This window comes from Bradyrhizobium sp. 604_D8_N2_3 (assembly GCF_051810765.1).
GTDB lineage: Bacteria > Pseudomonadota > Alphaproteobacteria > Rhizobiales > Xanthobacteraceae > Bradyrhizobium > Bradyrhizobium barranii.
The window spans coordinates 5,631,668-5,656,397 of record NZ_JBPWPM010000001.1; the positions used below are offsets into that span (position 1 = coordinate 5,631,668).

The 24,730-nt window shown below is 65.0% G+C and carries 25 protein-coding genes and 1 tRNA gene; 7 read left to right on the forward strand and 19 right to left on the reverse strand.

The window, feature by feature from the left end; genetic code table 11:
* Window positions 1-68 precede the first annotated feature (68 nt).
* The 3 genes from AB7245_RS26870 to AB7245_RS26880 form a co-directional block, all read right to left on the reverse strand.
* Window positions 69-145 (reverse strand) — tRNA-Arg (locus tag AB7245_RS26870).
* 152 nt (window positions 146-297) lie between these two features.
* On the reverse strand, window positions 298-828 hold the full coding sequence (locus tag AB7245_RS26875; RefSeq protein ID WP_085405491.1) for a hypothetical protein: 531 nt from the start codon (window positions 826-828) through the stop codon (window positions 298-300).
* A gap of 162 nt (window positions 829-990) precedes the next feature.
* Window positions 991-1,563, reverse strand: a complete 573-nt coding sequence (locus AB7245_RS26880; RefSeq protein WP_166097179.1) for a hypothetical protein — start codon at window positions 1,561-1,563, stop codon at window positions 991-993.
* Between the two features lie 181 nt (window positions 1,564-1,744).
* Here AB7245_RS26880 and AB7245_RS26885 point away from each other — a divergent pair, with 181 nt between their 5' ends.
* The gene (locus AB7245_RS26885) at window positions 1,745-2,131 is read left to right on the forward strand and encodes a VOC family protein (RefSeq protein WP_085405489.1); all 387 of its coding nucleotides are present in this window, start codon (window positions 1,745-1,747) and stop codon (window positions 2,129-2,131) included.
* A gap of 50 nt (window positions 2,132-2,181) precedes the next feature.
* Here the strand turns inward: AB7245_RS26885 and AB7245_RS26890 are convergent, their stop codons facing one another.
* The gene (locus AB7245_RS26890; protein WP_085405488.1) at window positions 2,182-2,676 is read right to left on the reverse strand and encodes a hypothetical protein; all 495 of its coding nucleotides are present in this window, start codon (window positions 2,674-2,676) and stop codon (window positions 2,182-2,184) included.
* A gap of 260 nt (window positions 2,677-2,936) precedes the next feature.
* Here AB7245_RS26890 and AB7245_RS26895 point away from each other — a divergent pair, with 260 nt between their 5' ends.
* A complete protein-coding gene (locus AB7245_RS26895) occupies window positions 2,937-3,290 on the forward strand; it encodes a GrlR family regulatory protein (RefSeq protein ID WP_063986297.1) in 354 nt (117 codons plus the stop codon).
* Between the two features lie 8 nt (window positions 3,291-3,298).
* Here the strand turns inward: AB7245_RS26895 and AB7245_RS26900 are convergent, their stop codons facing one another.
* The 9 genes from AB7245_RS26900 to AB7245_RS26940 form a co-directional block, all read right to left on the reverse strand.
* Complete coding sequence (locus tag AB7245_RS26900) at window positions 3,299-5,986, reverse strand: PAS domain S-box protein (protein ID WP_085405487.1); 2,688 nt, start codon at window positions 5,984-5,986, stop codon at window positions 3,299-3,301.
* 124 nt (window positions 5,987-6,110) lie between these two features.
* Entirely contained in the window at window positions 6,111-7,025 is a 915-nt protein-coding gene (locus AB7245_RS26905) for a DMT family transporter (protein ID WP_085405486.1), read from the reverse strand.
* An 80-nt stretch (window positions 7,026-7,105) separates the two neighbouring features.
* Window positions 7,106-7,921, reverse strand: coding sequence for an NUDIX hydrolase (locus AB7245_RS26910; protein WP_085405485.1), 816 nt, complete (start codon window positions 7,919-7,921; stop codon window positions 7,106-7,108).
* A 4-nt stretch (window positions 7,922-7,925) separates the two neighbouring features.
* The gene (locus AB7245_RS26915; RefSeq protein ID WP_085405484.1) at window positions 7,926-8,879 is read right to left on the reverse strand and encodes a dihydrodipicolinate synthase family protein; all 954 of its coding nucleotides are present in this window, start codon (window positions 8,877-8,879) and stop codon (window positions 7,926-7,928) included.
* Between the two features lie 131 nt (window positions 8,880-9,010).
* The gene (locus tag AB7245_RS26920) at window positions 9,011-9,889 is read right to left on the reverse strand and encodes an SDR family oxidoreductase (protein WP_085405483.1); all 879 of its coding nucleotides are present in this window, start codon (window positions 9,887-9,889) and stop codon (window positions 9,011-9,013) included.
* A gap of 162 nt (window positions 9,890-10,051) precedes the next feature.
* On the reverse strand, window positions 10,052-10,912 hold the full coding sequence (locus AB7245_RS26925) for a MaoC family dehydratase (protein ID WP_085405482.1): 861 nt from the start codon (window positions 10,910-10,912) through the stop codon (window positions 10,052-10,054).
* A gap of 201 nt (window positions 10,913-11,113) precedes the next feature.
* Complete coding sequence (locus AB7245_RS26930) at window positions 11,114-11,503, reverse strand: Zn-ribbon domain-containing OB-fold protein (protein ID WP_085405481.1); 390 nt, start codon at window positions 11,501-11,503, stop codon at window positions 11,114-11,116.
* Window positions 11,503-12,660: a thiolase domain-containing protein gene (locus AB7245_RS26935; RefSeq protein WP_039147548.1), complete on the reverse strand. Its 1,158-nt coding sequence runs from the start codon at window positions 12,658-12,660 to the stop codon at window positions 11,503-11,505. Before AB7245_RS26935 ends, AB7245_RS26930 begins: the two co-directional genes overlap by 1 nt.
* Window positions 12,661-13,154: 494 nt before the next feature.
* Complete coding sequence (locus tag AB7245_RS26940) at window positions 13,155-16,646, reverse strand: indolepyruvate ferredoxin oxidoreductase family protein (protein WP_085405480.1); 3,492 nt, start codon at window positions 16,644-16,646, stop codon at window positions 13,155-13,157.
* 272 nt (window positions 16,647-16,918) lie between these two features.
* Between AB7245_RS26940 and AB7245_RS26945 the strand changes: the two genes are divergently transcribed.
* Complete coding sequence (locus AB7245_RS26945; protein ID WP_085405479.1) at window positions 16,919-18,127, forward strand: c-type cytochrome; 1,209 nt, start codon at window positions 16,919-16,921, stop codon at window positions 18,125-18,127.
* A 161-nt stretch (window positions 18,128-18,288) separates the two neighbouring features.
* On the opposite strand, the gene AB7245_RS26950 is transcribed toward AB7245_RS26945, so the two are convergent.
* Window positions 18,289-18,933 (reverse strand): trimeric intracellular cation channel family protein, encoded by a 645-nt coding sequence (locus tag AB7245_RS26950; protein ID WP_354115487.1) that lies wholly within the window; start codon window positions 18,931-18,933, stop codon window positions 18,289-18,291.
* A gap of 167 nt (window positions 18,934-19,100) precedes the next feature.
* On the opposite strand from AB7245_RS26950, the gene AB7245_RS26955 reads away from it, so the two are divergent.
* The gene (locus tag AB7245_RS26955; RefSeq protein WP_085405478.1) at window positions 19,101-19,496 is read left to right on the forward strand and encodes a hypothetical protein; all 396 of its coding nucleotides are present in this window, start codon (window positions 19,101-19,103) and stop codon (window positions 19,494-19,496) included.
* 162 nt (window positions 19,497-19,658) lie between these two features.
* On the opposite strand, the gene AB7245_RS26960 is transcribed toward AB7245_RS26955, so the two are convergent.
* The 3 genes from AB7245_RS26960 to AB7245_RS26970 form a co-directional block, all read right to left on the reverse strand.
* Window positions 19,659-20,468, reverse strand: coding sequence for an isocitrate lyase/PEP mutase family protein (locus tag AB7245_RS26960; RefSeq protein WP_063982628.1), 810 nt, complete (start codon window positions 20,466-20,468; stop codon window positions 19,659-19,661).
* Window positions 20,469-20,539: 71 nt separating this feature from the next.
* Window positions 20,540-20,890, reverse strand: a complete 351-nt coding sequence (locus AB7245_RS26965) for an antibiotic biosynthesis monooxygenase family protein (protein ID WP_085405477.1) — start codon at window positions 20,888-20,890, stop codon at window positions 20,540-20,542.
* Between the two features lie 24 nt (window positions 20,891-20,914).
* Window positions 20,915-21,223, reverse strand: a complete 309-nt coding sequence (locus AB7245_RS26970) for an NIPSNAP family protein (RefSeq protein WP_028151164.1) — start codon at window positions 21,221-21,223, stop codon at window positions 20,915-20,917.
* A gap of 149 nt (window positions 21,224-21,372) precedes the next feature.
* On the opposite strand from AB7245_RS26970, the gene AB7245_RS26975 reads away from it, so the two are divergent.
* From AB7245_RS26975 to AB7245_RS26985, 3 genes are all read left to right on the forward strand, one after another.
* Entirely contained in the window at window positions 21,373-22,071 is a 699-nt protein-coding gene (locus AB7245_RS26975) for an ArsR/SmtB family transcription factor (protein ID WP_085405476.1), read from the forward strand.
* Window positions 22,072-22,267: 196 nt separating this feature from the next.
* Window positions 22,268-23,278 carry an alpha/beta fold hydrolase gene (locus AB7245_RS26980; RefSeq protein WP_085405475.1) on the forward strand — a complete coding sequence of 337 codons (1,011 nt, stop codon included), beginning with the start codon at window positions 22,268-22,270 and terminating at the stop codon, window positions 23,276-23,278.
* Between the two features lie 282 nt (window positions 23,279-23,560).
* A complete protein-coding gene (locus AB7245_RS26985) occupies window positions 23,561-23,809 on the forward strand; it encodes a GCG_CRPN prefix-to-repeats domain-containing protein (RefSeq protein ID WP_063982626.1) in 249 nt (82 codons plus the stop codon).
* A 148-nt stretch (window positions 23,810-23,957) separates the two neighbouring features.
* On the opposite strand, the gene AB7245_RS26990 is transcribed toward AB7245_RS26985, so the two are convergent.
* Window positions 23,958-24,239, reverse strand: a complete 282-nt coding sequence (locus AB7245_RS26990) for a hypothetical protein (protein WP_028154910.1) — start codon at window positions 24,237-24,239, stop codon at window positions 23,958-23,960.
* Window positions 24,240-24,373: 134 nt separating this feature from the next.
* Window positions 24,374-24,703: a hypothetical protein gene (locus AB7245_RS26995; protein WP_085405474.1), complete on the reverse strand. Its 330-nt coding sequence runs from the start codon at window positions 24,701-24,703 to the stop codon at window positions 24,374-24,376.
* Window positions 24,704-24,730: the final 27 nt, after the last annotated feature.

Genomic DNA, 24,730 nt, shown 5'->3' on the forward strand with positions numbered 1-24,730 from the left:
GTCTGCAAACCAATTGCAAACCGCAAAAACCGGTCTGGCGCAAATGAGGTCTAAGTTGTTGATTGTGTTGGCGCGCTCGGAAGGATTCGAACCTCCGACCCTCGGAATCGAAATCCGATGCTCTATCCAGCTGAGCTACGAGCGCCCCGGCCCGGGTATGGGGCCGCAACCGAGAAGCGCCGGACCGCTGCTGGCAAGCCAGCGCACCGGACGGCGTTCGGATCGGTTCGAATTAGCAGAGAGATTGACCAATAAAAAGCCCTCCCCGTCTCGATTCGAGACGGGTCGGAGGCACCCTTACCAGGTCGTGTTGAAGAGACCGAAATGGGGCTGCTGCGCGAACAGCATCGGCCGGCCCTGTTGCGGCGCCGGGTGCGCCCTGGCGACCTTGCGCTTGGGCTGAGCCTGGATCTGAGGCGTCTGCCCCTGAGGAAGCTGAGCCTGCGCCTGAACTTGCGGCTTGGCCTCCGCCTTCCTGGCCGCAGTGGCGTTGGCCTTCGGGGCCGGCGTAAACTGGGCGAAGGTCTCGCGCACCCGCGCCTTGGCCGACATCTCGGCCAGCTCCGGCGAAGCAGCCTCCTGCGCCGGCGGCTGAGGCGCAACGACCGCGGCGGTCTTCACTGCGGGTGCGGCAATGGTCGGCTGGCTGGTGTCGAGCACGACGCGCTCAGGCAAATGGCGATCCGACCGGATCCGGATCAGCGGCTGATCGTTGCTTGCGGTGACGATAGCCCGTGCGACCGGTTGCGACGGCAGAACGTAATCCGCCACGAACAACAGTGCGAGCAAGGCTCCACCGACGAAAACGAAGTACCTGAAAATGGGCATCGGCCACGCTCCGCCCCCCGCATCCCCGCGTGGGCTCTTCGCCTTAAACCGGCGATACTCTAATTGGTTCCTGCACCCGGCCCTTGGTTCAAATGGCAACGCCAAGTTTTTCGGCCAAGGCCTGCGGACAGTAACTTTTCCGCTACCGGGAACTGCCGGGCGTTACGCGCGCCGTGCTGCAACCAGCGAACACTTCGCCTGATCGGCGTTAACGTTGATGAAGCCGACAGGGATACGCGCAAAGGTCTTGCGGCTCTTCATCGTTACCGTGTCGGCAAGCACGCGGCTGCGGTCGGTGAGATGACTGCCATCGCGCCGCGTGAACGCGCAGACGATCTCCAGATCCTTAACGGCATAGTCATTGTCGTTTCGCAGCGTGAACGTCACCAGCGCCTTCGAGCCGAGCCCGCCACGGCGCCAGGTTTGCGATGAGATTTTGAGGCGATCGAGTTCTGCCGCAGCTGGCGCCTGAGCTTCGACAATCGGCGAGACCGCCGCCGCCGTACTGCCCGGAGGTGCCGGTTCGACCGTTGCCACGTCAGACTTCACCGGCTCGGTGCTGTTGCCCCTGGAGAGCGGCAGCAGCATCCACACCCCGCAGCCGACGATGATCGCCGCCAGTAGCCAGAGCAGGCTTCGCCCGAACGAGACGCTCGCGATCGTCACGGCTCGCGCCAGGCGCTCGCCGCTCCCGGCGAAACGTCCCCACCCGATCCGGTCAAACCTGGCGTTCATGGCTGTATCACCAACCGCGGCCGGAGTTCGTTCGATGACGGACTCGGCCACTGTTTACCTTAATCCGGGAGACGAACTAAGGTTCCCGCGCTCGTGGCGAGTCGGCAAGGACGGTGGCGATCACCAGCCGGGGCCGCTAACATGCGCTGCAACATCGAAGACCCCGTTGGGAGAACATGAAATGCCAGTCGTCGTCACTTGGGATCACGTCCATCTGCGCAGTCCCGATCCGGAGGCCACAGCGGCCTGGCTGCGGGACATCCTCGGCGGCGAGATCGTGCGCGCACCGGGACGGATCGACGTGAATCTCGGCGGCGCAAAAATCTTCATCGCATCGCTCGAGGGCGACAACGCCGTCAACCCGCCGCCGCCGCACCCGCATCAGGGCCTCGACCATCTCGGTCTCACCGTGAAGGACATCGACGCCGTCGCGGCCGAGATCAAGGCCAAGGGGGTCACCTTCACGCGCGAGCCGACCACGATCCGGCCCGGCGTGCGCATCTGCTTCATCCGCGGCCCGGAAGGCATCTCCATCGAGCTGCTCGAGCGCGACAAGAAATACACCTAACGCGGCGCCGCATCTGAGGTCGACGAGAGGCCGGGCGTGCTGTCGCCCGGCTAGCTCATGCTGCCGGGCATAAAGCAGCGGATGGCGACGCCCATGTAGCCGTAGATCGGCCACACCATGGTGCGCCCGACCCGGTTCGGCTCCGAGATGACGGCCTCTTCGGGCACATCAACCCAGACGAGCTCCTGCTGCTGGCCGTCGAGCACGTGGCCCAGGCGCGGGATGCGGACACGATAATGTCCGTCCTTGCTCTCCCAGTCAGTGTCCGAGAGCGCCGAGCCGTCGGCATCGGAACAGCAAGGCCCCTTGCCGCTGCGCAGGCCGTCGAACCACGCCTTCAATTCGGCATTGGTGTTGACGAACTGGCCGCGGTCGCGCGCATGCCCCGAGGGGGCTGCGAGCGCGATCAGAGCCAAGGCGCAAGTGAGGCTCACCATGCTTCGCCAGCGTGGCGCGCCGCCAGTCGGCCGTTGTGTTTCGCAAATCGTGGGACGCACACTGTACAGACGCGGCTCATCGCCGCCGGAATCGATCCAGTTGCTCACGTTTGTCTTGCTCCAGCACCCCGCGGCCAGTGCAACAATGGTTATGCATTTCGCGGGCCAACTTGATTCGCAACGACTGGCCTCGCGTCATGATCAGACCGTCATGGCGGTGTCATAGACAAGCCGGGACAACTACGGCTGGCGGCGGCAAGATCACACCGCCGCCCGGCAAACTGCCGCGTTGCGCGCGGGAACGCGCTTTGGCATAAAAGCTCTACCGGTTACGCCGTTGGGCGATGGCGGCCGGCCTGTGGGACGTGATGAAGAACGGCCTCTATTCGATTCACGTGAACCTGCTCGATGGTCGAGTCGGCAAGGGCAGCGGCGTGATTCTTTTTCGCGACGGCAAGATCCTTGGCGGCGATGCGTACCTCTATTACACCGGCAGCTACGTCGTGAAGGACGACCACACCTTCAAGGGCGAGGTGCTGGTGCAACGGCACACCTCGCCGCGGGGCGATGACAATCCGCTGTTCGGCGGCCCTGCCCCGGTCGGCATCGGCGTCAGCGGGACCTACACGGACACCCGCGCGGAGATGACGGGCACAGCGCTCGTCGGCAAGGCCAGCCTGATTTTCGGCGCCACGCTGCACAAGCTCGCGGAAGCTGATTAGGCGCGGAACTATTCCGCAGCCTGCTCGAGCGGCGCGGTACGCGGCAGGATGATCTGGATGCGCGTGCCCTCGCCCGGCTCGGAATCGAGATCGAGCCGCCCGCCGAGGCGGTTCGTCACGATGCTGTAGACGATGTGCAGTCCGAGGCCGGTGCCGCCCTGGTCGCGCCGCGTCGTGAAGAACGGATCGAAGGCGCGGCGGCGGACGTCGAGCGACATGCCGCAGCCATTGTCCGAGAAGATGATCTCGACATTGTCCTTGCCGGACTCGCGCACCTGGATGTCGATGATCCCCGGCCGGCCGTCCGGGAAGGCGTGCGCCACCGAATTGAGAAACAGATTGGTCAGCACCTGGCCATACGGGCCGGGATAGCTGTTCATGGTCAGGCTCGGCTGGCACTCGACGTTGAGCGTCAGATTGTGTTTGCGCAAGCCCGGCCGCAGGCTCATCACCACCTGCTCGGTGAGGTCGCCGAGATCGAAGCTGCGCTGGTCCGAGTAGTTGCGGTCGGCCGCAACCTGCTTGAACGACTGGATCAGCTCGGCCGCGCGGTTCAGGTTGGAGACGAGCTGCGAGGACGCATCGCGGCTGGTGTTGAGGAAGTCGTTGAGCGTGGAGCGACGGAGCTCGCCGCGCTCGACTTCGGAGGTGAACATCGCGGTCTTGCGCTCCAGCGCGGATGCGACCGTGAGGCTGATACCGACGGGATTGTTGACCTCGTGGGCGACGCCGGCGACGAGCCGTCCGAGCGCGGCGAGCTTCTCCGCCTCGATCAGCGAGGCCTGGGTCTCGCGCAGGTTTCGCAACGCGGTCTCAGCCGATTCCTTGGCTTTGCGCATCTCCTGCTCGCCGCGCTTGCGCTCGCCGATGTCGAGCGCCACGGTGACGATCCGCTCGATCTCGCCGTCGGCATCGAGCAGCGGCAGCTTGTTGACCAGCCATTGCCGCATATTGCCGGAGGCATCCTTGTACTCCTCCTCGTAGAAGCCGAGACCTTTTCGAAGCCTGAGCACCCGCTTGTCGTTCTCGTCGGTCTTGGCTGCGCCGTAGCGCGACATCAGATCCGCGGTGGTGCGGCCGAGCGCATCGGCGGGCTCGATGCCGAAGATGCCGGCCATATAGCGGTTCATCAGCACGTAGCGCAGCTCGCGGTCCTTGACGTTGATGACCGCGGGCACGGTGTCGATGACCTGCTGGAGCAGGCGCCGTCCTTCGGCGATGGCGTCTTCCGCCCGCTTCTGGTCGGTGATGTCGCGCAGCGTGCCCTCGTAGCGGACGATGTTGCCCGCCTCGTCCCGCACGCCCGTGGCGCTGTCGGAAAGCCACAGGATGTTGCCGCTGCGCTGGCGCACCTGGTACTCGAACTCGCGGACGATGCCGTCGCGCGCCATCAGCCGCTGGTATTCGGCGCGCGCCTCGGGGTGGACGTAGATGGTGTGGGCGATGTCGTTGATGCTGTCGATGAGCTGCTGCGGGCTGTCATAGCCCATCATCCGCGCCAGCGCCGGATTGGCGTTGAGGAGATCGCCGGCCGGCGTCGTGACGTAGATGCCGTCGACCGAGCCCTCGAACAGTTTGCGGTAGCTCTCTTCGGCAAGGCGCTGCTCGGTGAGCGCCCGCACCGCCGCCTCGCGCGCCGTGTCGGCCTCCTCCAGCGCGCGGCGGAACACTTCGGCCGCGCGCGCGATGTCGCCGATCTCGTTGTCGAGGTCGGCCGACGGGATCGAAGTGTCCTTCTCGCCCGCTGCGAGCGCGCGGATGGATCTCGCGATCTTCGCAAGCGGCCGGACGGTCCGCCGCACCACGAAGCCGGCCGCGAGAATGCCGATCAAGACGCCGATGGTGCCGAACACGATGCTCTGCCACCGCGCCTCCGTCAGCGTGCGGGCGAAATCGCGCGACAGCACGTGGCCGCGCCGGGCGCTGACCTCGCGCAGGAGTTCCGTGACGCGGCCGATCAGGCGGCCCTCGGTGCCCAGCACCTCGCGGTCGATATCGGCGATCTGCCGCTCCCGGACCGCCACCGCGATGATGGCCTCGGCATAGTCGTTCACGGCCGTCTTCAGCCTGGCGTCCGCGATGTCCATCGCCCGCATCCCCTGTGCGGCCTGCTCGGCGGCGGACGGGTTGCGCGCGAGCAGCCCGAGTGCGATCCGGCTCTGTGACTCCGACAGGCGGGAGGCGAGCTCGCGGTCCGCCGCGGCTCCGACGGCCACGTCGAACCGGTCGCGCAGCGGCGGCAGCCCGGCGAGCAGCTGGGCGCGGCGGTCGATCAGGGTCGAGATCCGCTCGAGGCCATTGCGATAGGTCGCGAGGCGCTCGGTGACCCCGTCGATCATGTCCTGCTGCTCGGGCGCGAGCTCGATGCGGGTCTTCCTCAGGATGTCATTCAGCGTCGAGGCCGCCTCGCCGACCTGCTTGAACTGGGTGCCGGCGCCAGGGTCGGTGACGAAATCGCGCGCCGCAAGCCGCAGCTCGTTCATGCGGCGGTCGATGTCCTCGGCGAGGTCGCCGACGCTCTGGAGCCGCTGCAACTCAGCGAAGGTCGTATCGATGTGCCGGATCGCGATCACGCTCGCGGTCGAGGTGACGATGATCACGGCCAGCACCAGGAGGAAGCTGCCGAAGGTGAGCTGGCCGATGGAGAGCGAGAATGTTCGCTTTTTCTCAGGGGTCGGCGTCAATTCGGCGGACATTGGGGCTTTTGAGGACCGGGCTATTGGAGGCCCAATATACGATGGTTTGCGGCCCCGGGGGAACATGCCTCGCGCTGCCGAATATCCTTAATATCGCGAGTCCGCCGCCCTTCTCCCCACCTGATTATGACGTTTTGACGCTGACCGGCCGCCGGGCCGGGATCGTCATGGCGGCGACGCCGAGGACGACGCAGGCAAGCCCGATCCAGGCGGTCCGGCTCAGGATTTCGCCGAGGAAGGCGACGCTGATGGCGACCCCGATGGGCACGCGCAGATAGGCCTGCGCGGTGGTGCCGACCGAGCCCAGCGTCTGGATCAGGCGGAAGTAGATCGCGAACGCCGCCGCGGTCGAGAAGGTCGCCAGCGCGAGCAGCGCCAGCACGGAACTCAGCGAGGGCGACAGCGTCCAGGGCTGTTCGACGATCAGCGAGGCCGGGATCAGCGCCGCCGCGCCCGCCAGCAGCGAGCCCGCGGCCGGTGCCATCGGATCGAGGCCTTTGAAACTGCGGCCGAAGATCGCGGCGCAGGCGTAGCAGATGGTGGCGGCGACGATGGCGGCCTCCGCGACGAGGCCACTGCCGACGTCGTGGAAAGCGTCGACGCCGACGATCAGCAGGATGCCCGCCATGCCGGCGACTACGCCGAACAGTTTTCGCGGCGTCGTCACCTCGTGGCGCGTTACGACGGCCGTGAGCAGGAAGGTGAAGATCGGCCCGGCCGAGTTGAGGATGGTCGCGAGCGACGCGTCGACATGACGCTCGCCCCAGGCGATCAGCGTCCAGGGGATGACGCTGTTGAGCACGGCCTGGAACGCGAAGCGCTGCCAGGTCGCGGCATCCGTGGGCATCCTGATGCCGCGCGCCCACATGACGACGAGCAGCAGCAGACCGGCGATCGTGGTGCGCGCCGCGATCAGCGTGATCGGCGGAATGGTGGCGACGCCGAGCTTGATGAAGGTGTAGGAGCCGCCCCAGAGCGTTGCGAGCGCGACCAGCAGCGCCAGCTCGACGGCGATGTTGGGGTCCCGTCCCTGATCCATTTTGCTCGTCCCGTCCATTCGCGATGGACGGAACCTAGCGCGTCCGCGGCCGTCAATACTTCGTTTAGTATCGAAGTATCCTAGCCGACCGCCCCGACCTCGAACACCTCGCCGTCATAGCCGGCTTCACGGGGAATGCGGAGCTGGCGGCCGCGTTCGGTCTTGGTCATGACAGGCATCACCGTGACGATCGACATGCCGCGGGCGTGCTCCAGCGCGGCGCCCACGCTGCCCTGCTTGGCGAGCCGGATCAGGTTGCGCGTGGTCGGGAACGGCAGCTTGAAGCGGCCGCTCTCGCCGCCCTCCACCGCTTCGCGCGGCGACACCCAGATCGAGTCGGTCGACTCCCGGCCGTCATGGGCGCCGAGCTGATCGGGCGGTGCGGCCGCGAGGAAGAACCAGGTGTCGAACCGCTTCGGCATGCCCTCCGGCGTGATCCAGTGCGCATAGGGCACGAGCGTGTCGAGCGCGAGCTGGAGGCCGTTGTCGGCCAAGATGCTCAGGAAGCTGATTTTGTGCTCGTTGAGGGCGACGCGATGCTTGTCGGCGATCTCGCCGGCGCGCTTGGCATCGATCGGCGTACCCGAGTCCTTCGCCCGTGCCAGCAGGATGCCGCTCTCCTCAAAGGTCTCGCGGATCGCGGCGATCCGAAAACCGCGATCCGATTCACTCAGGCCCTCGCCGCCCGAATAGAGGTCGGCACGGGCGACGATCTCGTTGTCGCCGGCATCGACACTGCCGCCGGGAAACACCAGCGCGCCCGAGTTGAACTCGATCTGATGATGGCGGACCATCATGAAGACTTCGATTTCGTCGCGGCTCTTGCCGTCGACCTTTGCGCCGTCACGGAGCAGAAGGATGGTCGAAGCCGGGCGTGATGCTGATGTCTCTGGCATTCAACTAACCTGCGGCGCTGGATTGCGGGCCAAGATTGGCGCGCTTGTCGACGCGGGCGACGCGCGACAGGAGGTAATCGACCTCCGCCTTCGCCGCCGGCGTGATGGTCGCGCCCGGCTTGCGCTGGGCGCTGGAGGCGATGATGCCGCGCTTCTGCAGTACGTGCTTGCGCACCGCCAGACCTGCGCCCGGCTGCTGCTCGTAGCGGATCAGCGGCAGATGCGCGTCGAACAGATCATGCGCAGCGTCGCGCTTGCCCTCCTTCGAGAGGCGCACGACATCGATCAGGAGCTCAGGGAATGCGTAGCCGGTCATGGCGCCGTCGGCGCCGCGCTCCATCTCGAAGTCCAAAAAGAGTCCGCCATTGCCGCAGAGGATCGAGAGCGGACGGAGCGAGCCGTCCTTCTGGAAGTTGCGCAGCGTCGAGATCTTTTCCAGACCCGGCCAGTCCTCGTGCTTGAGCATCACGCAATTCGGATTGTCAGTGACGATCTTGCGGATCACCGCAGGCGTGAAGATCACCGAGAGCGTCAGCGGATAGTCCTGCAATACCCAGGGCACATCGGGCCCGATCGCCTCCGCCGCCTGCTTATAGTAGCCGACGATCTGGTCGTCGGTCCGGAGCGACGGCGGCGGCGCGATCATCACGCCGGCCGCGCCGGCATCCATCGAGGCCTTCGCCAGCGAGCGCATCGTGGCAAAGCCCGGCGCGGAGACGCCGACGATCACCTGCATCTTCTTGGCGCGCTTGACGAAGCGCACCGCCACCTGCTCGGCCTCGGCGGCATCGAGCTTCGGCGCCTCACCGAGGATGCCCAGCACCGTGACGCCGTCGCAGCCGACCTCCTCGTAGAAATCGGTCAGGCGGTCGATCGAGCGCTCGTCGATCCGGCCGTCATCGTGGAACGGTGTCGGCGCGATTGCGAAGGTGCCCTTGGCGTCGGCGGTCAGTTTCATCGTCTTTCCTTGTCTCTCTCTATTCGTCATTCCGGGATGGCCCGAAGGGACAGGCCCGGAATCCATAACCACAAGCCGGGGGTATGGATTCCGGGCTCGCGACTTCGTCGTGCCCCGGAATGACAGTGTAGCTAAAACCGCCGCGCCCCCATCTTGATCTGCTCCTCGGAGAAGAAGATCTCCTTGGCGTGATCGGCGATGTCCTGGGCCTTCCAGCCCGTGTGCGGCGGCTTCCAGCCGTCCATTTCCATCATCCGCATTTCGCGCACACCGCGGGGCCCGGACACGCCCAGCACCTTGCCGGTCTGGTCGCCCGACAAGTCGCTGACCATGTATAGCACGGCCGGCGCGATGCCGTCCGGCCCCAGCGCCGCACCGGGGTTCTCCTTATAGCGGGGCAGGTCTGCGGTCATGCGGGTCAAAGCGCCCGGCGCCAGCGTCCAGATCCGGATGTTGTACTTCCGGCCCTCGATCGCCAGCACGTTGGACAGGCCCCAGATGCCGCCCTTGGCCGCGCCGTAATTGGTCTGACCGAAATTGCCGATCAGCCCTGATGTCGAGGAGGTGTTGACGATGACGCCGCCGCCGTTTTCCCGCATCCAGCGAAACACCGGCATGGTGCAACAAAAGGTGCCCTTCAGATGCACCTTGATCACCTTGTCCCAGTCGGATTCGGACGCCTTGGAAAAGGTCTGGTCACGCAGGATGCCGGCGTTGTTCACCAGGATATCGGCGCGGCCAAAGTGCTTGATGGCGTCGTCGAACACCGACTGGCCGCCTTCCATGGTGGAGATGTCGGCGCCGTTGGCGACCGCCTTGCCGCCCTCGGCCATGATCGCGTCCACCACGAGCTGCGCCATCGACTTGTCGGCGCCGGAGCCGTCACGGGGGCCGCCGAGATCGTTGACGACGACGGACGCCCCTTCCCGCGCGAACAGTTTTGCGTAGGCCTCACCGAGCCCTCCGCCCGCGCCGGTGATCAGCGCAACCTTGCCGTCGAGTAGTCCCATGGTGGCCTCTCCCTGTTTTTGTTTTTCGTGCCCCGGACGCGATGCAGCGTGAAACGCTGCGTCGCAGAGCCGGGACCCATTCTTCGTTCGACATTCTCTGGGCCCCGGCTCTGCAGCGCACCGCTAAGGAGCGCTGCGCTGCGTCCGGGGCACGAGACCGCCCTAACCCAGCACCGTCTTGCCGTTCTTGATCACCGTGACGCCGCGCGACTTCACCTTGGCCTCGAACGAGATCACGTTGCCGTCCTTCCAGAGATCCATCGTCACGGTCTCGCCGGGATAGACCGGCGATGAGAACCGCGCGACGTGCTGGCGGAAAGCAGAGGCGTCGTAATCGGCATAGGTTTGGAGCACGCCGCGGCAGGTGATGCCGTAGGTGCACATGCCGTGCAGGATCGGGCGCGGGAAGCCGGCCTTCTTGGCGAACTCGGGATCGCTGTGCAGCGGGTTGCGGTCGCCGCAGAGGCGATAGACCAGCGCCTGGTCGGGGCGCGTGACGATGTCGATGGTCCTGTCGGGGCTCCGCGTGGGTATCTTGTGCGGATCGGGCTGGGTCAGGTTCGGCCCGCCAAAGCCGCCGTCACCGCGGGCGAAGCGCGAGGCAACGAGAGTAGCAAGCTTCTCGCCCTTCTCGTTCTTGAGCACGGTCTGGTGGCTGATGACGACGCCCTTGTCCTTGCCCTTGTCGTAGACCTCGACCACGGAGGAATCGGCGGTGATGTTCGCGGCGACCGGCAGCGGCTGGTGGAAGGTGATGTCGCGCTCGCCATCGACCACCATGACACGGTTGAGATTCATTTCGCCCGGCCCAGAGCCCCACGCCGCGACGGACGCAAACGTCGGCACCACCTTGAGCGGCCGCGGCGTCAGCGTGCCCTCATTGACGAAGGCGAGCTCCTTCTCGTCCATCGGATCGGCGCCGAGGCCGATCCCGTAGGCGTAGAGCATGACTTCGCGATCGCCATAGGCGTATTTCTGGCCGAGATTTTTGAGGCCTTTGAGTTCTTCGTATCTGGCGGACATTTTTCTGGTTTCCTCCCGGTCTCTCCGCGAGCAGCGGCGCTCGTTAATGTGCCCTCTCCCCTTGTGGGAGAGGGCCGCGAGAGCCGTGCGGCAAACTCATTTGGGTGAGGGGTTGCTTCCGCACAGAGAGTCCCTCTGCGGAGCGATACCCCTCATCCGGCGCTTCGCGCCACCTTCCCCCACAAGGGGGGAAGGAAGAAATTACGCCGGCGTGAAGAACGGCAATGGTGCGCCATCGGTCGGCTTGAACACCACCTTCACCTTTTGGCCGATCTTGAGCTTCTCGAGATCGCAGTCGACGATGTTGGTCTGAAGCGACGGCCCTTCCTTCAGCGTGACATAGGCGATGGCATAGGGGCCGGTCGGCGATTTGCGCATCAGGCTCCAGGTGTAGATCGTGGCCTCACCCGAACTCTCCTCCCACACCGTCTTGTCCGAATAGCAGAACGGGCAGATCGAGCGCGGGAAGTAATGCGCTTCGCCGCACGCGGTGCAGCGCTTGATCATGAACTTGCCCTGCTTGGCCGCGTCCCAGAACGCAGCGGTCTCGGGGTTCGTGACCGGTGCCGGATACTTTTTCGCTTCGCTCATCACACGCGCTCCAGAATGGCCGTCGAGGCGGCGTGGCGAACGCCCAGAAGGCCGCCGGTGCCGTGGGCGATGGCGAGATCGCAATTCTTGACCTGCACCTTCGGATGCGCCTCGCCGCGCAGCTGCCTGACCGCCTCGATGATCTTGGTCATGCCGCCGCGATTGACGGGATGGTTGCTGCAGAGCCCGCCACCGTCGGTGTTGAACGGCAGCTTGCCGACGCCCGAGATCAGATTGCCGTCGGCAACGAACTTGCCGCCCTCGCCCTTCTTGCAGAAGCCGAGGTCCTCGAGCTGCATCAGCACGGTGATGGTGAAGCTGTCGTAGATCGAGGCGTATTTGATGTCCTTCGGCGTGATGCCGGCTTCCTCGAACGCGCGCGGGCCGGACCAGATGCCGGCGGAGTAAGTGAGATCGAGATCCTTGCCGCCGCGCGGGCCCTTCATCGCCTCGCCATGGCCGATCAGCTTGACCAGCGGCTTCTTCAGGCTCTTCGCAATCTCCGGCGTCGTCACGATCAGCGCGCCGCCGCCGTCGGAGACGACGCAGCAATCCATGCGGTGCAGCGGATCGGAGATCATCGGCGAGTTCAGGACGTCCTCGACGGTGACGACGTCCTTGAGCATCGCGTGCGGATTGTATTGCGCGTGATGCGAGGCCGCGACCTTGATCCAGGCGAGCTGCTCACTGGTGGTGCCATAGTCGTGCATGTGGCGCATGGCACACATGCCATAGGCATTGTGCGTGGTCGCACCGTAAGCGGACTCGAAATCGGCTTCCGCGCCGGCTGCGCGCGGCGGCATCACACCGGTGCGCGGTTTGCCCGCGAGCGTGATCAGCGCGATCGAGCACTTGCCGGCCGCGATGGCTTCAGCGGCATGGCCGAGATGGATGATGTAGGAACAGCCGCCGGTCTCGGTGGAATCGACGTGGCGGAGTTTTTTGGTGTTCAGGCCGAGATAATCGACCATCGGCCATGCGCCGCCGGGGGCGTCGCCCGCGCAGAAATAGCCGTCGACGTCGTCCTTGCTGATCCCGGCATCCTCGATCGCGCCCTTGGCGACCTCGGCATGGAGCTGGGCGGTGGATTTGTCCGGCGCATGCCGGGTCGGGTGTTCGTAGATCCCGGCAATGTAGGCCTTGCCCTTGATGGTCAAAACGTCAGGTCTCCGCGCTCGCGTTTCTTCTTGCTCCGTTTTTCTGAACCGCGGGGGCCAGCTTGGCAAGCGCGGAAATATTCCGTCGGGCGAGAGGGCAGCGCGTTGGCGCAACTCCCGGCTACCGCAATCTCGAAGTGCGGCGGGAAGGCCACTCCGCCACCGCGTCGTCATTGCGAGCGCAGCGAAGCAATCCAGAGTCTATCCGCGGAGGCATTTCTGGATTGCTTCGCTGCGCTCGCAATGACGGCCAGAGTCCTAAAGGTGTTTTGCCCGACGGCACAAGCGATTTTCTTTTTTGCGAAAACAACCCCATGCACAGTGGGACGGTGGTTGATTTCAAAGACGAAATCGTAGGGTGGGCAAAGCGACTTGTCCGCCGTAGCTCGAAGAGCGAAGGCGGAAGCGTGCCCACCTCTTGCGGCTCAATCGTGGTGAGATGGTGGGCACGGCGCTTTGCGCCTTTGCCCACCCTACGAGATCGTGGCTCGCCCCTACTCCGCCGCGATCTGCCTCGGCGCAGGCGGCGGGCTCGCGAGGTCGGCCGCGAGCTGGGCGTAGCGGGCTTTCGCGTCCGCGACGGCCTTCTCCTTGACCGGGCCGTAGCCGCGGATGCGGTCGGGCAGCGATAGCAGCTCGACCGCGGTGTCGACGGTGACCGGCGACAACAGGCCGAGCACGGTGGCGACGTCCTTCTCGTAGCCCACGATCAAATCGCGTTCGAGCTTGCGGTCGGCGCTGCGGCCGAAAATGTCGAGCGGCGTGCCGCGCAGGAATTTGAATTTCGCCAGCACGCGGAAGACCTTCAGCATCCACGGGCCGAAGGCGCGCTTCTTCGGGCGTCCGAGCGCGTCGACACCACTGCTGAGGATCGGCGGGGCCAGATTGAAGTTGAACTTGAAGTCGCCCTCGAACTGGTCGCGGAGCTGCTGCTCGAAAGCACCGTCGGTGAACAGGCGCGCAACCTCGTATTCGTCCTTGTAGGCCAGAAGCTTGGCGTAGTTCACCGCGACCGCGCGCGGCAGCGCATCGTCATAACCGCCCTGCTTGGCGGCTTCGCGAACCTGATCGACCAGCTTGCGATAGCGTTTTGCGAGGCGGCCGCTCTGGTACGCGGTCAGGTGCTTGGCGCGATGCGCGACGACCTCATCCAGCGTCATCGCGTCGAGCGTCTTCGGCGCAACCACCTCGTCCGTCCCCTTCAGCATGTCGGCGAGGCGCTGGGGATCGGCGACCGCGAGGCGGCCGAGGCGGAAGGCCTCCTTGTTCATCTTGATCGCGACGCCGTTGACCTCGATCGCCTGCTCGATCGATTCTGCCGACAGCGGGAACAGGCCTTTCTGATAGGCATATCCCATCATCATCATGTTGGTGGCGATGCTGTCGCCAAGCAGCTGCTCGGCCGGCTTGGTGAAGTCGAAGAACACCGAGTCCTTGTGCAGCGCCGTTTCCAGCAGCCCGTTCAACTTGCGGGTCTGGAAGTTGAAGTCGCGGTTGAGGACGAAGTCGGCGGTCGGAATGACGTGGCTGTTGATGATGCCGCGGGTGCGGCTGGTGTCGCAGAGCGAGATCGTGTCCTTGGCGACCGCGACCACCTCGTCGGCGGCGAGCACGAGATCTGCCGTACCAGTGACGATGCGCGAGCAGGTCACCTCGGCCGGATGATCCGACAGGCGGACGTGGCTGAGCACCGCCCCACCCTTCTGCGCCAGGCCCGACATGTCGAGGATCATCGACGCCTTGCCCTCGATATGCGCAGCCATGCCGAGCAGCGCACCGATCGTGAGCACACCGGTGCCGCCGACACCGCCGACTGCGATATTATAGGGCTTGTCCACCGTCGGCCGAGACGCGGGCTCCGGCAGCTCGCCGATGTCACCGAGATCGGCCGGCGCACGATGGCGCGGCTTGCCGCCGTCGACGGTGACGAAGGACGGGCAGAAGCCCTTCACGCAGGAATAGTCCTTGTTGCAGGACGACTGGTTGATGGCGCGCTTGCGGCCGAACTCGGTCTCCAGGGGCTCGACCGAGATGCAGTTCGACTGCACCGAGCAGTCGCCGCAGCCTTCGCAGACCGCCGGGTTGATCATGACGCGGCGTGCGGGATCCTCCATCAGGCCGCGCTTGCGGCGGCGGCGCTTTTCGGCGGCGCAGGTCTGCACGAAGACGATCGCCGAGGTGCCCTTGTACTCGCGGCACATCTTCATGACGTTGTCGAGTTCGTCGCGGTGATACAGCTTCACGCCGGGCGCGATGGTGTCGGCCGGGTAGGTATCGGGCGCCTCCGAGACCAGGTAGATCTCGCGGATGCCTTCGGCGTGGAGCTGGAACGTGATCTGCTGCGGCGAGAGATCGCCGTCATGGCGCTGGCCACCCGTCATCGCGACGGCGTCGTTGTAGAGGATCTTGTAGGTGATGTTGGTTTTGGAGGCGACCGCCTGCCGGATGGCGAGAAGGCCGGAGTGGAAGTAGGTGCCGTCGCCGAGATTGGCGAAGATGTGGTTCTCGTTGGTGAAGGGCGCGATGCCGACCCACGGCACGCCCTCGCCGCCCATATGCGTGAACGTCTCGGTCGAGCGATCCATCCACAGCGCCATGAAGTGGCAGCCGATGCCGGCGAGCGCGCGGCTGCCTTCGGGGACCTTGGTGGACGTGTTGTGGGGACAGCCGGAGCAGAAATACGGTACGCGAGAGACAGGCGCCGTCGCCTGCATTTGCGTGGCCTGGCGGCCGTTGAACCAGTCGGCCTTGGCGCGGAGCATCTCCGCGATCTCGGGGTTGAGATTGAGGCGGAGAAGCCGCTCCGTGAGCGAGGTCGCAAGCGAGGCAACGCTGAGCTCGGCGGCGAAGGTCAGGAAGCGCTTGTCGTGCTCGTCCATCTTGCCGACGATGCGCGGGCGGACGTCGTCGCGCCAGTTGAACAGCTCCTGCTTGACCTGGTTCTCGACGATCTCGCGCCGTTCCTCGATGATGAATATCTCTTCGAGCCCGACCGCGAACTGGCGTACGCCTTCGGGCTCCAGCGGCCAGGGCATGCCGATCTTGTAGAGGCGAAGCCCGATCTTGGCGGCGACCTCCTCGGTGATCCCGAGCTCGCGCAGCGCCTGGCGCACGTCCTCATAGCTCTTGCCCGACGCCATGATGCCGAAGCGGGCGTTCGGGGAATCCATGGTGACGCGGTTGACCTTGTTGGCGCGCGCAAAGGCGATCGCGGCAAAGCCCTTGTAGTCCTGGAGGCGGCGGTCCTGCTCGAAGCGGTCGTCAGGCCAGCGCAGATTGAGGCCACCGGGCGGCAGCTCGAAATCGGGCGGGATGATGAACGGCTTCATCTCGTCGGTGAGGTCGATCTCGGCGGTGGTCTCCACCGTCTCCGTGATCACCTTCATGCCGACCCAGCAGCCCGAATAGCGCGACATCGCGATGCCGAGCAGGCCCATCTCGATCATTTCGTGGATGCTGGAGGGATAGAGATACGGCATCAAAGCCGACATGAAGGCGTGGTCGGACTGATGCGGAACAGTGGAGGATTTTGCACCGTGGTCGTCGCCGGCCAGACACAGCACACCGCCGTTCTTGGCCGAGCCGGCGGCATTGCCGTGGCGGAACACGTCGCCGCAGCGATCGACGCCGGGGCCCTTGCCGTACCAGATGCCGACGACGCCATCGTATTTGGCGCCGGGCGAGAGGTTGAGCTGCTGCGAGCCCCACACCGCGGTCGCCGCCAGATCCTCGTTCACGCCGGGCTGGAACTTGATGTTGTACTGCTCGAGATGTTTTCGCGCCGCAAAGAGCTGCTGGTCGTAGCCACCGAGCGGCGAGCCGCGGTAGCCGGAGATGAAGCCCGCGGTGTTGAGGCCGTTGGCGCGGTCACGCCGGATCTGGGCCATCGGCAACCGGACCAGGGCCTGGATGCCCGTGGTGAAGACGTGTCCGGTTTCCTGGGTGTATTTCTGGTCGAGACTGATCGGACCCTGGTTGATACCCATTCTTGTCCTCTTCCGGCCTTTTGAGCGTTTGGCCACTTAAGCCGTTGCCTGCCCGTTGTTTTTAGCTAGGGCGCGCCGACCAACTCCGCCACTCTATGTCGGATATTTAACGCTCCGCATCACAAATCTGGACCAAAGGAAGCGCCGGGTAATAATCGCAATTTCGTGGCTGCAAAGGCATCGCGCATTTTCAATTTGTGTCACCATACCCCCACCGACGCGAAACGACGTGAGGCTCCTATCCGGGCGATTGGTCGCAGGGGAAGCTTTCGATGCGAATGATTCTGGCTGTTGTCGCATTGTGCAGTGCAGTTGCGAGCGCGGCCCGCGCCGCCGAGCCATCGCCGGAGCTGATCGCCTATGGCAAGGCGCTGGTCGAGGCCGGCGACTGCGCGGGCTGCCACACCGCCGATCCGGCAAAGCCATTCGCGGGCGGAAAGCGCATCGATACGCCCTTCGGCGCGATCTACGCGCCGAACCTGACGCCGGATCGTGACACCGGGATCGGCGCCTGGACCGACGCCGATTTCACCCGCGCGGTGCGCACCGGCATCGCGCCCGACGGCTCGAACTATTACCCGGCCTTCCCCTATCCCTATTTCACGAAGATGACCAAGGACGACACGCTGGCGATCCGGGCCTATCTCGGAACGCTGGCGCCCGTCGCAAGCCGCAACAAGCCGCCGGAGCTGCGCTGGCCGTTCGGCCATCGCGGCTTGATGCGGGTCTGGAACGCGATGTATTTCAAGCCCGCCCTGTTCGAGCCGGACCAGAGCCAGAGCGCGGCGTGGAACAGGGGCGGCTATCTCGTCACCGGGCTCGGCCATTGCGGCGCCTGCCACACGCCGAAGAACTATTTCGGCGCGGACAAAACTGCGCAGGCGCTGTCGGGCAACGAGGTCGGCGGCTGGTACGCACCAAGGCTCGATGGCGCCGCGCGCACCGGGCTGAAGTCATGGAGCGTCGAAGACATCACCGAGTATCTGCAAAGCGGGCGAAACGTCAAAAGCCATGCTGGCGGGCTAATGGCCGAGGTGGTCGTCGGCTCGACCTCGAAGATGAGCGATGCCGATGTGCGCGCCATCGCGGAATATCTGAAGAGCCTGCCGCCGTCGCGGCGCGAGACGATCGTGACGCCGCCCGACGATGCCGAGATGAAGGCCGGTCAGGCCGTCTACGCAAAACTCTGCATCGCGTGCCATGAAGCCGACGGCTCCGGCGCGCCGCGCATCTATCCGCCGCTGCCCGGTAACGCGCTTCTGCAATCGGTCAATCCGTCCTCCAGCTTGCGCATCATCCTCGACGGCGCCCACACCGTGACGACGCCACGCGCGCCCAACAGCGGCGAGATGCCGGGCTACGCCAAGCAATTGTCCGACGAAGAGATCGCCGCCGTGACGAACTACATCCGCAATTCCTGGGGCAACGCCGCGCCGCTGGTGACCACGGCGCAGGTGGCGAAGGCGCGGAAGGAGCAGTAGTTCACGCTCCTCAGTATTCACCAGAGGTCGTCATGCCCGGGCTTGTCCCGGGCATCCACGTTCTTTCGTGCCGTGGCAAAGGTCGTGGATGGCCGGGACAGGCCCGGCCATGACGCCGTGGATGCGATAGCGCTCAAACTCTACGAAAGGCGAAGTAAGCCCTACCGCTCCTCGCCTTCCGTGAACACGAATTTCGGCATCTCCCATTTGTAGTGCACCGCGAGCAGGCGGAAGCTGACGCCGAGGACAAACGTCAAGATGGTCCAGAGCTCCGCGTTGAGTTTCAAGCCGAACGCGGTGGCATAGAACAGGCCGGTCGCCACCGAAACGGTCGCGTAGAGCTCGGAGCGGAACAGCAGCGGCACGTCGTTGCAGAGCACATCGCGCAGCACCCCGCCCGCGCAGCCGGTCACCATGCCGGAGACGATGACGATCGGCAGCGTGGCACCCGTCTGCCAGGCGATGTCGCAGCCGGCCATGGTGAAGACCACGAGGCCGATGGCATCGAGCACGATGAAGGCCACCTTCAGCCGGTGCACGAGCCGCGCGATCAGGATGGTGAGGAAGGCGGCGCCGCCGGCCAGCGCGAGGTAGATGGGATGAGCGACCCAGGCCAGCGGATAATGCCCGAGGAAGAGATCGCGCAAGGTGCCGCCGCCGAGCGCGGTGATACAGCCGAGGAAGCAGACGCCGAGCCAGTCCATGCTCCGGCGGCCGGCCGCGAGCGCGGCGGTCATGCCTTGCGCTGCGACCGCGACCAGCGACAACAGATGCAGCACGCTATCGCTCGGCGGCACGCTCCACATCGCTTTGTTCCCTTCCCCTTCGATGGAACCGACGCGCAACTGTTCCAAAATGAACAGGTTCCCGATCCCTTGCACAAGGGCAACATGCGACGAAAGCACTAAGGAGGGCGGAACAGAATCTCGCATCTAGGGGTTGTCCAGCCGCAATAATCGAGGAGACAAAATCGATGGCTGACGACCGTTTTCCCAACGATCCGTATCGCCCGAATCTCGCCGATGATGAGTATGTCCGTGCGGCGCGACGGGATGCCGAGCTTCAGGTCGATCCCGAGCTTGGCGAAGGCCCCGCCTCCAGCGGCAAGGTAGCCTTGTTCGCAGTGGCGATCGCCTTGGTACTGGGTGCCGTGTTCTACGGACTGAACAACACGAGCACCGGCAACCAGGCCAGCAACACGCCGACAACGCAGACCGCCCAGCAGGCTCCGCCTGCGAATCCGGCCGCGCCTCCCGGCATGCGTGACGTGACGCCGCGCAACAACACCGGACCCGGCGTGACCACGGGTGCTGCCCCGAGCAAGCCGGCGGCGCCTGATCCGGCCGCCCCGTCTGAGGGCGCGAAGTAACGACAACAGCTGTCGTCGCCCGGCTTGACCGGGCGACCCAGTATTCCACCAGCGGCGGAGATTGAATCGAGAGGCCGCGGCGTACTGGATGCCCCGTTTGCGCGGGGCATGACACCGAGAGGATGAGAGAGCGGCGGGACCTTACATCCCGCCGCTTTTCGTTTAGCTGAACATCTTGTTGAGTTCGCCGCCGGAATAGCCGGTGCCGAGCTCCGTAAACGTCCCCTTCTCCGCCATCTCCTTCGCGGCGCGCATGAAGCCGCCCCAGGCGGCGCGGGCGAGCGAGCCGCCGACGCTGATGCGGCGCACGCCGAGGTCGGCGGCCTCCTGCAAGGACAGGCCGGACGCGCCGATCAGCAGGTTGAACGGCTTTGGTGCGACAGCCTTCACCACGGCGGCGATGTCCTCGCGCGTCTTCAGGCCCGGCGCATAGAGACAATCGGCGCCTGCGTCCGCATAGGCCGTGAGCCGGTCGATAACGAGCTTGAGGTCGGTGACGCCCCACAAATACGCCTCGCAGCGGCCGACCAGCAGCGTTCCGCTGTCGCCGATCGCCTTGCGCGAGGCCTTGATGCGCTCGACCGCCAGCGCGCGCTCGTAGAGCGGCTTGTCCTTGTCGCCGGTGGAATCCTCGATCGAGAGGCCGGCGACGCCGGTGCGCACACCGCGCTCGACATTGTCCGCGACCTTGTCCGGCTCGACGGCAAAGCCGCCCTCGAAATCCGCATTCACGGGGATGTCGACGGCCGAGCACAATGCTGCCAAATGCTGACAGACGTCGTCGACCGTGACGTGGTTGTCGGCCTTGCCGATGGTCCAGGCAAAGCCCGCGCTCGATGAGGCCAGTGCCTTGAACCCGAGATGCTGCAACGCCTTGGCGCTGCCGACGTCGACCGGATTGGGCAGGATGAAGCAGCCGCTCTCGTGCATCGTCTTGAACGTCGCGCGCTTGTCAGCGGTTGTCACATGCATGTTTCTCTCCCTTGTTGGCCGCGCAGACATAAGCGCGCGCACTGGGCAGCGCCAGTGCGCGCCCGCAAACGCTAGTGCGCGTCGTACACGGCGCGGCTGTCCTTCGGCGCCTGCTCGCGATCATTCATGCCGTAGTCTCGGATGACGCTGGCGATGCGCAGGTGATAATCGGCAAAGATCTTCGCCCTGCCCTTCGCCTGCGTGCGCCGGTGTTCCATCGTGTTGCGCCAGGCCTGAACCGCCGCCTCGTCGCGCCAGAACGACACCGACAGGATCTTGCCCTTCTCGGTCAGGCTTTCAAAGCGCTCGACCGAGATAAAGCCATCGATGGTTTGCAGGATCGGCTTCAGGTCGGCCGCGAGGTCGAAGTAGTCCTGGCGATGTTCCGGCTTGGGCCAGACTTCGAAAATCACGGCAATCATGGGCGTCTCCTTTGCGTTGGCGGTCTACAATACCACCTTGCGCAGGAAGGTGCGCTCTTCCGCGAGGATGAATTTGTTCTCCTCCGCGAAATGGAAGTTGGCCATGCCGTCTGCGTCCTGCCGCAGCCGGGCGCGATAGGCCTCATAGGCGGCAAGACTCTCGAAGGTGATCAGCGCAAACGCGATGTTGTTGGTGCCCTCATGCGGCATGAAATAGCCGATCAGGTCGCCGCCGCATTTCGGGATGATGGTGAGCCAGCGCTTCGAGTACTCCTCGAACTGCGCGCGCTTGAAGGGATCGAGCTGGTAGCGGATGAAGACGGTGACGGACATGGTGAGCTCCCTGATTTTTCATCGCGACAAGCGCGAGCAACACCGTCGCCGCTGAAGCAACTGGATTGCTTCGCTTCGCTCGCAATGACGTGTTCGCAGGGACAGACTACGTCCTTGCTCCACCGCAATGCTTCGGCTACCGTCGAAGCATGAAATCAGGTCCTGACATCGCCATGATTGCCTCGCTGGTCGGCGACCCCGCCCGCGCCAACATGCTCACCGCGCTGATGAACGGCCGCGCGCTGACGGCGAGCGAGCTCGCGCAGGAGGCCGGCATCACTCCGCAGACCGCGAGCTCGCATCTGGCCAAGCTCGAGGCCGGCGGGCTGATCGAGCCGGAGAAGCAGGGCCGCCACCGCTACTACCGCCTCACCGACGATGACGTGGCCGGCGTGCTCGAAGGCCTTGCGGGCCTTGCCGCGCGGACCGGCCACATGCGCGTGCGCACCGGGCCGAAGGATCCGGCGCTGCGGCGCGCGCGGATCTGCTACGACCACCTCGCCGGCGATCTCGGCGTGCAGATGCTCGACAGTCTACGCACACGAAACCTGGTCAGGCAGAAGAAGCAGGACATCGAGCTGACGGCCGAGGGCGAGCGCTTCCTCGCAAAGCATTTGCAGATCTTGCCCGACATGCTCACCCATCCGCGCCGTCCGGTGTGCAAGGCCTGCCTGGACTGGAGCGAGCGGCGCCATCATCTCGCCGGCACGCTGGGCGCCGCCATGATGCAGCGGTTCGCCGAGCTGAAATGGGCCGCGCGCGACGCCACGCCCGGCAGCCGCGTGGTGAATTTCACACGTACCGGCGAGAAGCAGTTTGCGACGCTGTTCGGGACCGGGAAGGATTGATCACGCCAGGTGCGTGAGATCGCACGTTTGCGTGTGAACCACGGCTTCCGTCATGGCCGGGCTTGACCGGGCCATCCATCGCTTTAAGCGCAGTATCGTTCCGAGGCGATGCGAAGCATCGAACCTGGAACTTCAAGATTCCGGGTTCGCGTGTTCGACGTGCCCCCGGAATGACGGCTCCAATTACGAGATCTTCATGAACCGCCTCCTCCCGGTCGCGCTTGCCGCCGCCCTCCTCACCGCCCCGCTCTCTTTCGCTTACGCCGCCGACACTACCCCGCGCGAGCCCTATGGCATCGCGCTCGAAGGCTTTGCCTATCCGTATCCCGTGCATCTGCTGCCTGTCATCAATGACGGCGAGCAGCTCAGCATGGCCTATATGGACGTCACGCCCGAGCGGCCGAACGGCCGCACCGTCGTGCTGCTGCACGGGCGCAATTTTCCGTCGAGCTACTGGGCGCCCGTCATCAAGATGCTGAGCGAGGCAGGCTTCCGCGTCGTGGTGCCGGACCAGATCGGCTTCGGCAAATCCTCCAAGCCGCAAGGCGAACTGCACTTCGACAATCTGGCGCGCAACACCATCGCCCTGCTCGATCATCTCAAGATCGACAAAGCCGAGGTCGTCGCGCATTCGCTCGGCGGCATGCTGGGCGTACGCATCGCCCGCGCCTATCCGGACCGCGTCGCCCATCTCGTGCTGACCGCGCCGATCGGGCTGGAAGACTACCGCCTCTACGTGCCGCCGACGCCGACCGAGAAGATCATCGAGACCGAGGACAAGCTCACACCCGACGGCTACCGCAAGCAGCTCCAGACCAATTACGCGATCAAGCTGCCGGACGACGCGATCACGCCGTTCGTCGACGCCCGCTTCAACATCAAAGGCAGTCCCGATTATCCGCGCTGGCTGCGCGCCTACGTCAGCTCCGGCCAGATGATCTATCGCGAGCCGGTCGCGCACGAGGTCGCGTTGATCACAGAGCCGACGCTGTTCATCATGGGCGCCGACGATCACAACGCGCCGGGCCGTCCGAACGCGCCGGAGGCATTGCGCGCGAAAATGGGCCAGAACGCGGAGCTCGCGAAAGCGCTTGCGGCCAAGATGCCGAACGCGCGGGCCGAAGTGATCCCGGACACCGGACACCTCGTCTTCCTGGAGGCGCCGGAGAAGTACAAGGAATTGGTGCTGGGCTTTCTCGGCCGCTAGAGCGTTTTCGAGCGACGTCGATACCGGTTCGCGTCAAAGAAACGCATCAGAACAAAGAACCTGGAGCTCCGTTCCGATTCCATCGGGACGGCGCGCCATCGCCATCGCTGTCGCCGGAAGCCGCATGCGGAGAATGTTCATGCCGCATTCAGGTCATGATTGGCAGGTTTGGATCGCGACGTGTCGGCACGTCCCCAAATTTAACGTGTCGAATCGTGTCTTTTGATTCATTGTGCGCCGCAAGCGCCCCAAAAACCTGCCCAAGGACAAGAGGAAGATCACATGAAATACCTGTTTGCCGCCGTCATGCTCGCCAGCGCGGTCGTCGGTTTCAGCGAAGCGGCCAGCGCCGCCGGTGGCTGCGGCCCCGGCTGGTACCGCGGCGCCTATGGCGGCTGCCGCCCGATGCGCGGTGCGGTCGTTGTGCGGCCCGGCCCGGTGGTGGTTGCCCCGCCGGTCGTCGTCGTGCCCCGCGCCCGCGTCTGCCCGTACGGCTTCCGTTGGTGGGGTGGCCGCTGCCGCCCGATCTGATCTGACCTTTTCGTATCGCGAGATGGCCGTGCGGCGAAAGCCTGCGCGGCCATTTTCGTTTTGAACGCCTGGCGTCGCATCCGCCGGCTCCGAATAAAAACGGGGACCGCAATCGCGATCCCCGTTCAAGGCCTGGCTTGTGCCGAGCTTACCAGTGGTGGCGGTGCCAGCGCCGGCGATGCCAACCCCAGTGGCGGCGGCGCCAGCCCCAATGGCGGTGGTGGCCATGCCAATGCACCTGCTCGGGCTTGAGCTGCGCGGTCTCCTCACTGGTGGTGACGGCGGGACGAGCGTCGGGATTGCCTTGCGGCGCGCGCGCGGGATCACCAAGCGGCTGCGGCGCCAACGGCGCAGCTTGTGCGGTCGCGGTCAACGTCGCGGCTCCAGCCGCGACGCCGAATGCAAGTTTCAAAAAGTTCCGACGCTCCATGACATGTCCTCTAGGCTATCGAGCAAGTGATGCAGAGGGAGTGTCGCGATCACGACATGAACGGAAGCTGAATCGCATCTTCAGGTTCATGACATGGGTGTCAGGGACGAACGAGCTGCGGGACTCGGTGCGAGCTACGCTCCGGCGTCCTGCTTCGCAAACTCCTGCGCCAGCACCAGCGTCTCGCGCGTGCGCTTCACGTCCGGCCAGTCGCGATTGAAATCGGCGACGAGCTGCTTCAACGCATCGCCCCTGAGCATCGCAGCCAGCCTGGCCTCGTCATCGAACTGATACATGGCCTGATGCAGCGAGGGATCGTCGAGGCTCCAGAACCGCCAGGCCTTGTTCACGCCGAACGCCTTCACCGCGTCCGGCACATGTTCCGTCTCGTACCATGTGTCGAAGGCGGCGCGCTTGCTGGCGTCGGTGACGGTGGCACGGACGACGGAGTAGGCAGCAGGCATGTGTTTCCTCCCGTTGTTTGGCCGCAG

What these genes read in the sequence shown, in the direction of transcription:
- AB7245_RS26970 (WP_028151164.1), bottom strand. Translation starts at nt 21,223, where the DNA reads ATGTCCGTCACCGTCTTCATCCGCTACCAGCTCGATCCCTTCAAGCGC.
- AB7245_RS26980 (WP_085405475.1), top strand. Translation starts at nt 22,268, where the DNA reads ATGAACCGCCTCCTCCCGGTCGCGCTTGCCGCCGCCCTCCTCACCGCC.
- AB7245_RS26880 (WP_166097179.1), bottom strand. Translation starts at nt 1,563, where the DNA reads ATGAACGCCAGGTTTGACCGGATCGGGTGGGGACGTTTCGCCGGGAGC.
- AB7245_RS26995 (WP_085405474.1), bottom strand. Translation starts at nt 24,703, where the DNA reads ATGCCTGCTGCCTACTCCGTCGTCCGTGCCACCGTCACCGACGCCAGC.
- AB7245_RS26950 (WP_354115487.1), bottom strand. Translation starts at nt 18,933, where the DNA reads ATGTGGAGCGTGCCGCCGAGCGATAGCGTGCTGCATCTGTTGTCGCTG.
- AB7245_RS26920 (WP_085405483.1), bottom strand. Translation starts at nt 9,889, where the DNA reads ATGGGACTACTCGACGGCAAGGTTGCGCTGATCACCGGCGCGGGCGGA.
- AB7245_RS26965 (WP_085405477.1), bottom strand. Translation starts at nt 20,890, where the DNA reads ATGATTGCCGTGATTTTCGAAGTCTGGCCCAAGCCGGAACATCGCCAG.
- AB7245_RS26905 (WP_085405486.1), bottom strand. Translation starts at nt 7,025, where the DNA reads ATGGATCAGGGACGGGACCCCAACATCGCCGTCGAGCTGGCGCTGCTG.
- AB7245_RS26985 (WP_063982626.1), top strand. Translation starts at nt 23,561, where the DNA reads ATGAAATACCTGTTTGCCGCCGTCATGCTCGCCAGCGCGGTCGTCGGT.
- AB7245_RS26895 (WP_063986297.1), top strand. Translation starts at nt 2,937, where the DNA reads ATGAAGAACGGCCTCTATTCGATTCACGTGAACCTGCTCGATGGTCGA.
- AB7245_RS26910 (WP_085405485.1), bottom strand. Translation starts at nt 7,921, where the DNA reads ATGCCAGAGACATCAGCATCACGCCCGGCTTCGACCATCCTTCTGCTC.
- AB7245_RS26875 (WP_085405491.1), bottom strand. Translation starts at nt 828, where the DNA reads ATGCCCATTTTCAGGTACTTCGTTTTCGTCGGTGGAGCCTTGCTCGCA.
- AB7245_RS26915 (WP_085405484.1), bottom strand. Translation starts at nt 8,879, where the DNA reads ATGAAACTGACCGCCGACGCCAAGGGCACCTTCGCAATCGCGCCGACA.
- AB7245_RS26925 (WP_085405482.1), bottom strand. Translation starts at nt 10,912, where the DNA reads ATGTCCGCCAGATACGAAGAACTCAAAGGCCTCAAAAATCTCGGCCAG.
- AB7245_RS26960 (WP_063982628.1), bottom strand. Translation starts at nt 20,468, where the DNA reads ATGCATGTGACAACCGCTGACAAGCGCGCGACGTTCAAGACGATGCAC.
- AB7245_RS26940 (WP_085405480.1), bottom strand. Translation starts at nt 16,646, where the DNA reads ATGGGTATCAACCAGGGTCCGATCAGTCTCGACCAGAAATACACCCAG.
- AB7245_RS26975 (WP_085405476.1), top strand. Translation starts at nt 21,373, where the DNA reads ATGAAATCAGGTCCTGACATCGCCATGATTGCCTCGCTGGTCGGCGAC.
- AB7245_RS26900 (WP_085405487.1), bottom strand. Translation starts at nt 5,986, where the DNA reads ATGTCCGCCGAATTGACGCCGACCCCTGAGAAAAAGCGAACATTCTCG.
- AB7245_RS26955 (WP_085405478.1), top strand. Translation starts at nt 19,101, where the DNA reads ATGGCTGACGACCGTTTTCCCAACGATCCGTATCGCCCGAATCTCGCC.
- AB7245_RS26990 (WP_028154910.1), bottom strand. Translation starts at nt 24,239, where the DNA reads ATGGAGCGTCGGAACTTTTTGAAACTTGCATTCGGCGTCGCGGCTGGA.
- AB7245_RS26930 (WP_085405481.1), bottom strand. Translation starts at nt 11,503, where the DNA reads ATGAGCGAAGCGAAAAAGTATCCGGCACCGGTCACGAACCCCGAGACC.
- AB7245_RS26885 (WP_085405489.1), top strand. Translation starts at nt 1,745, where the DNA reads ATGCCAGTCGTCGTCACTTGGGATCACGTCCATCTGCGCAGTCCCGAT.
- AB7245_RS26945 (WP_085405479.1), top strand. Translation starts at nt 16,919, where the DNA reads ATGCGAATGATTCTGGCTGTTGTCGCATTGTGCAGTGCAGTTGCGAGC.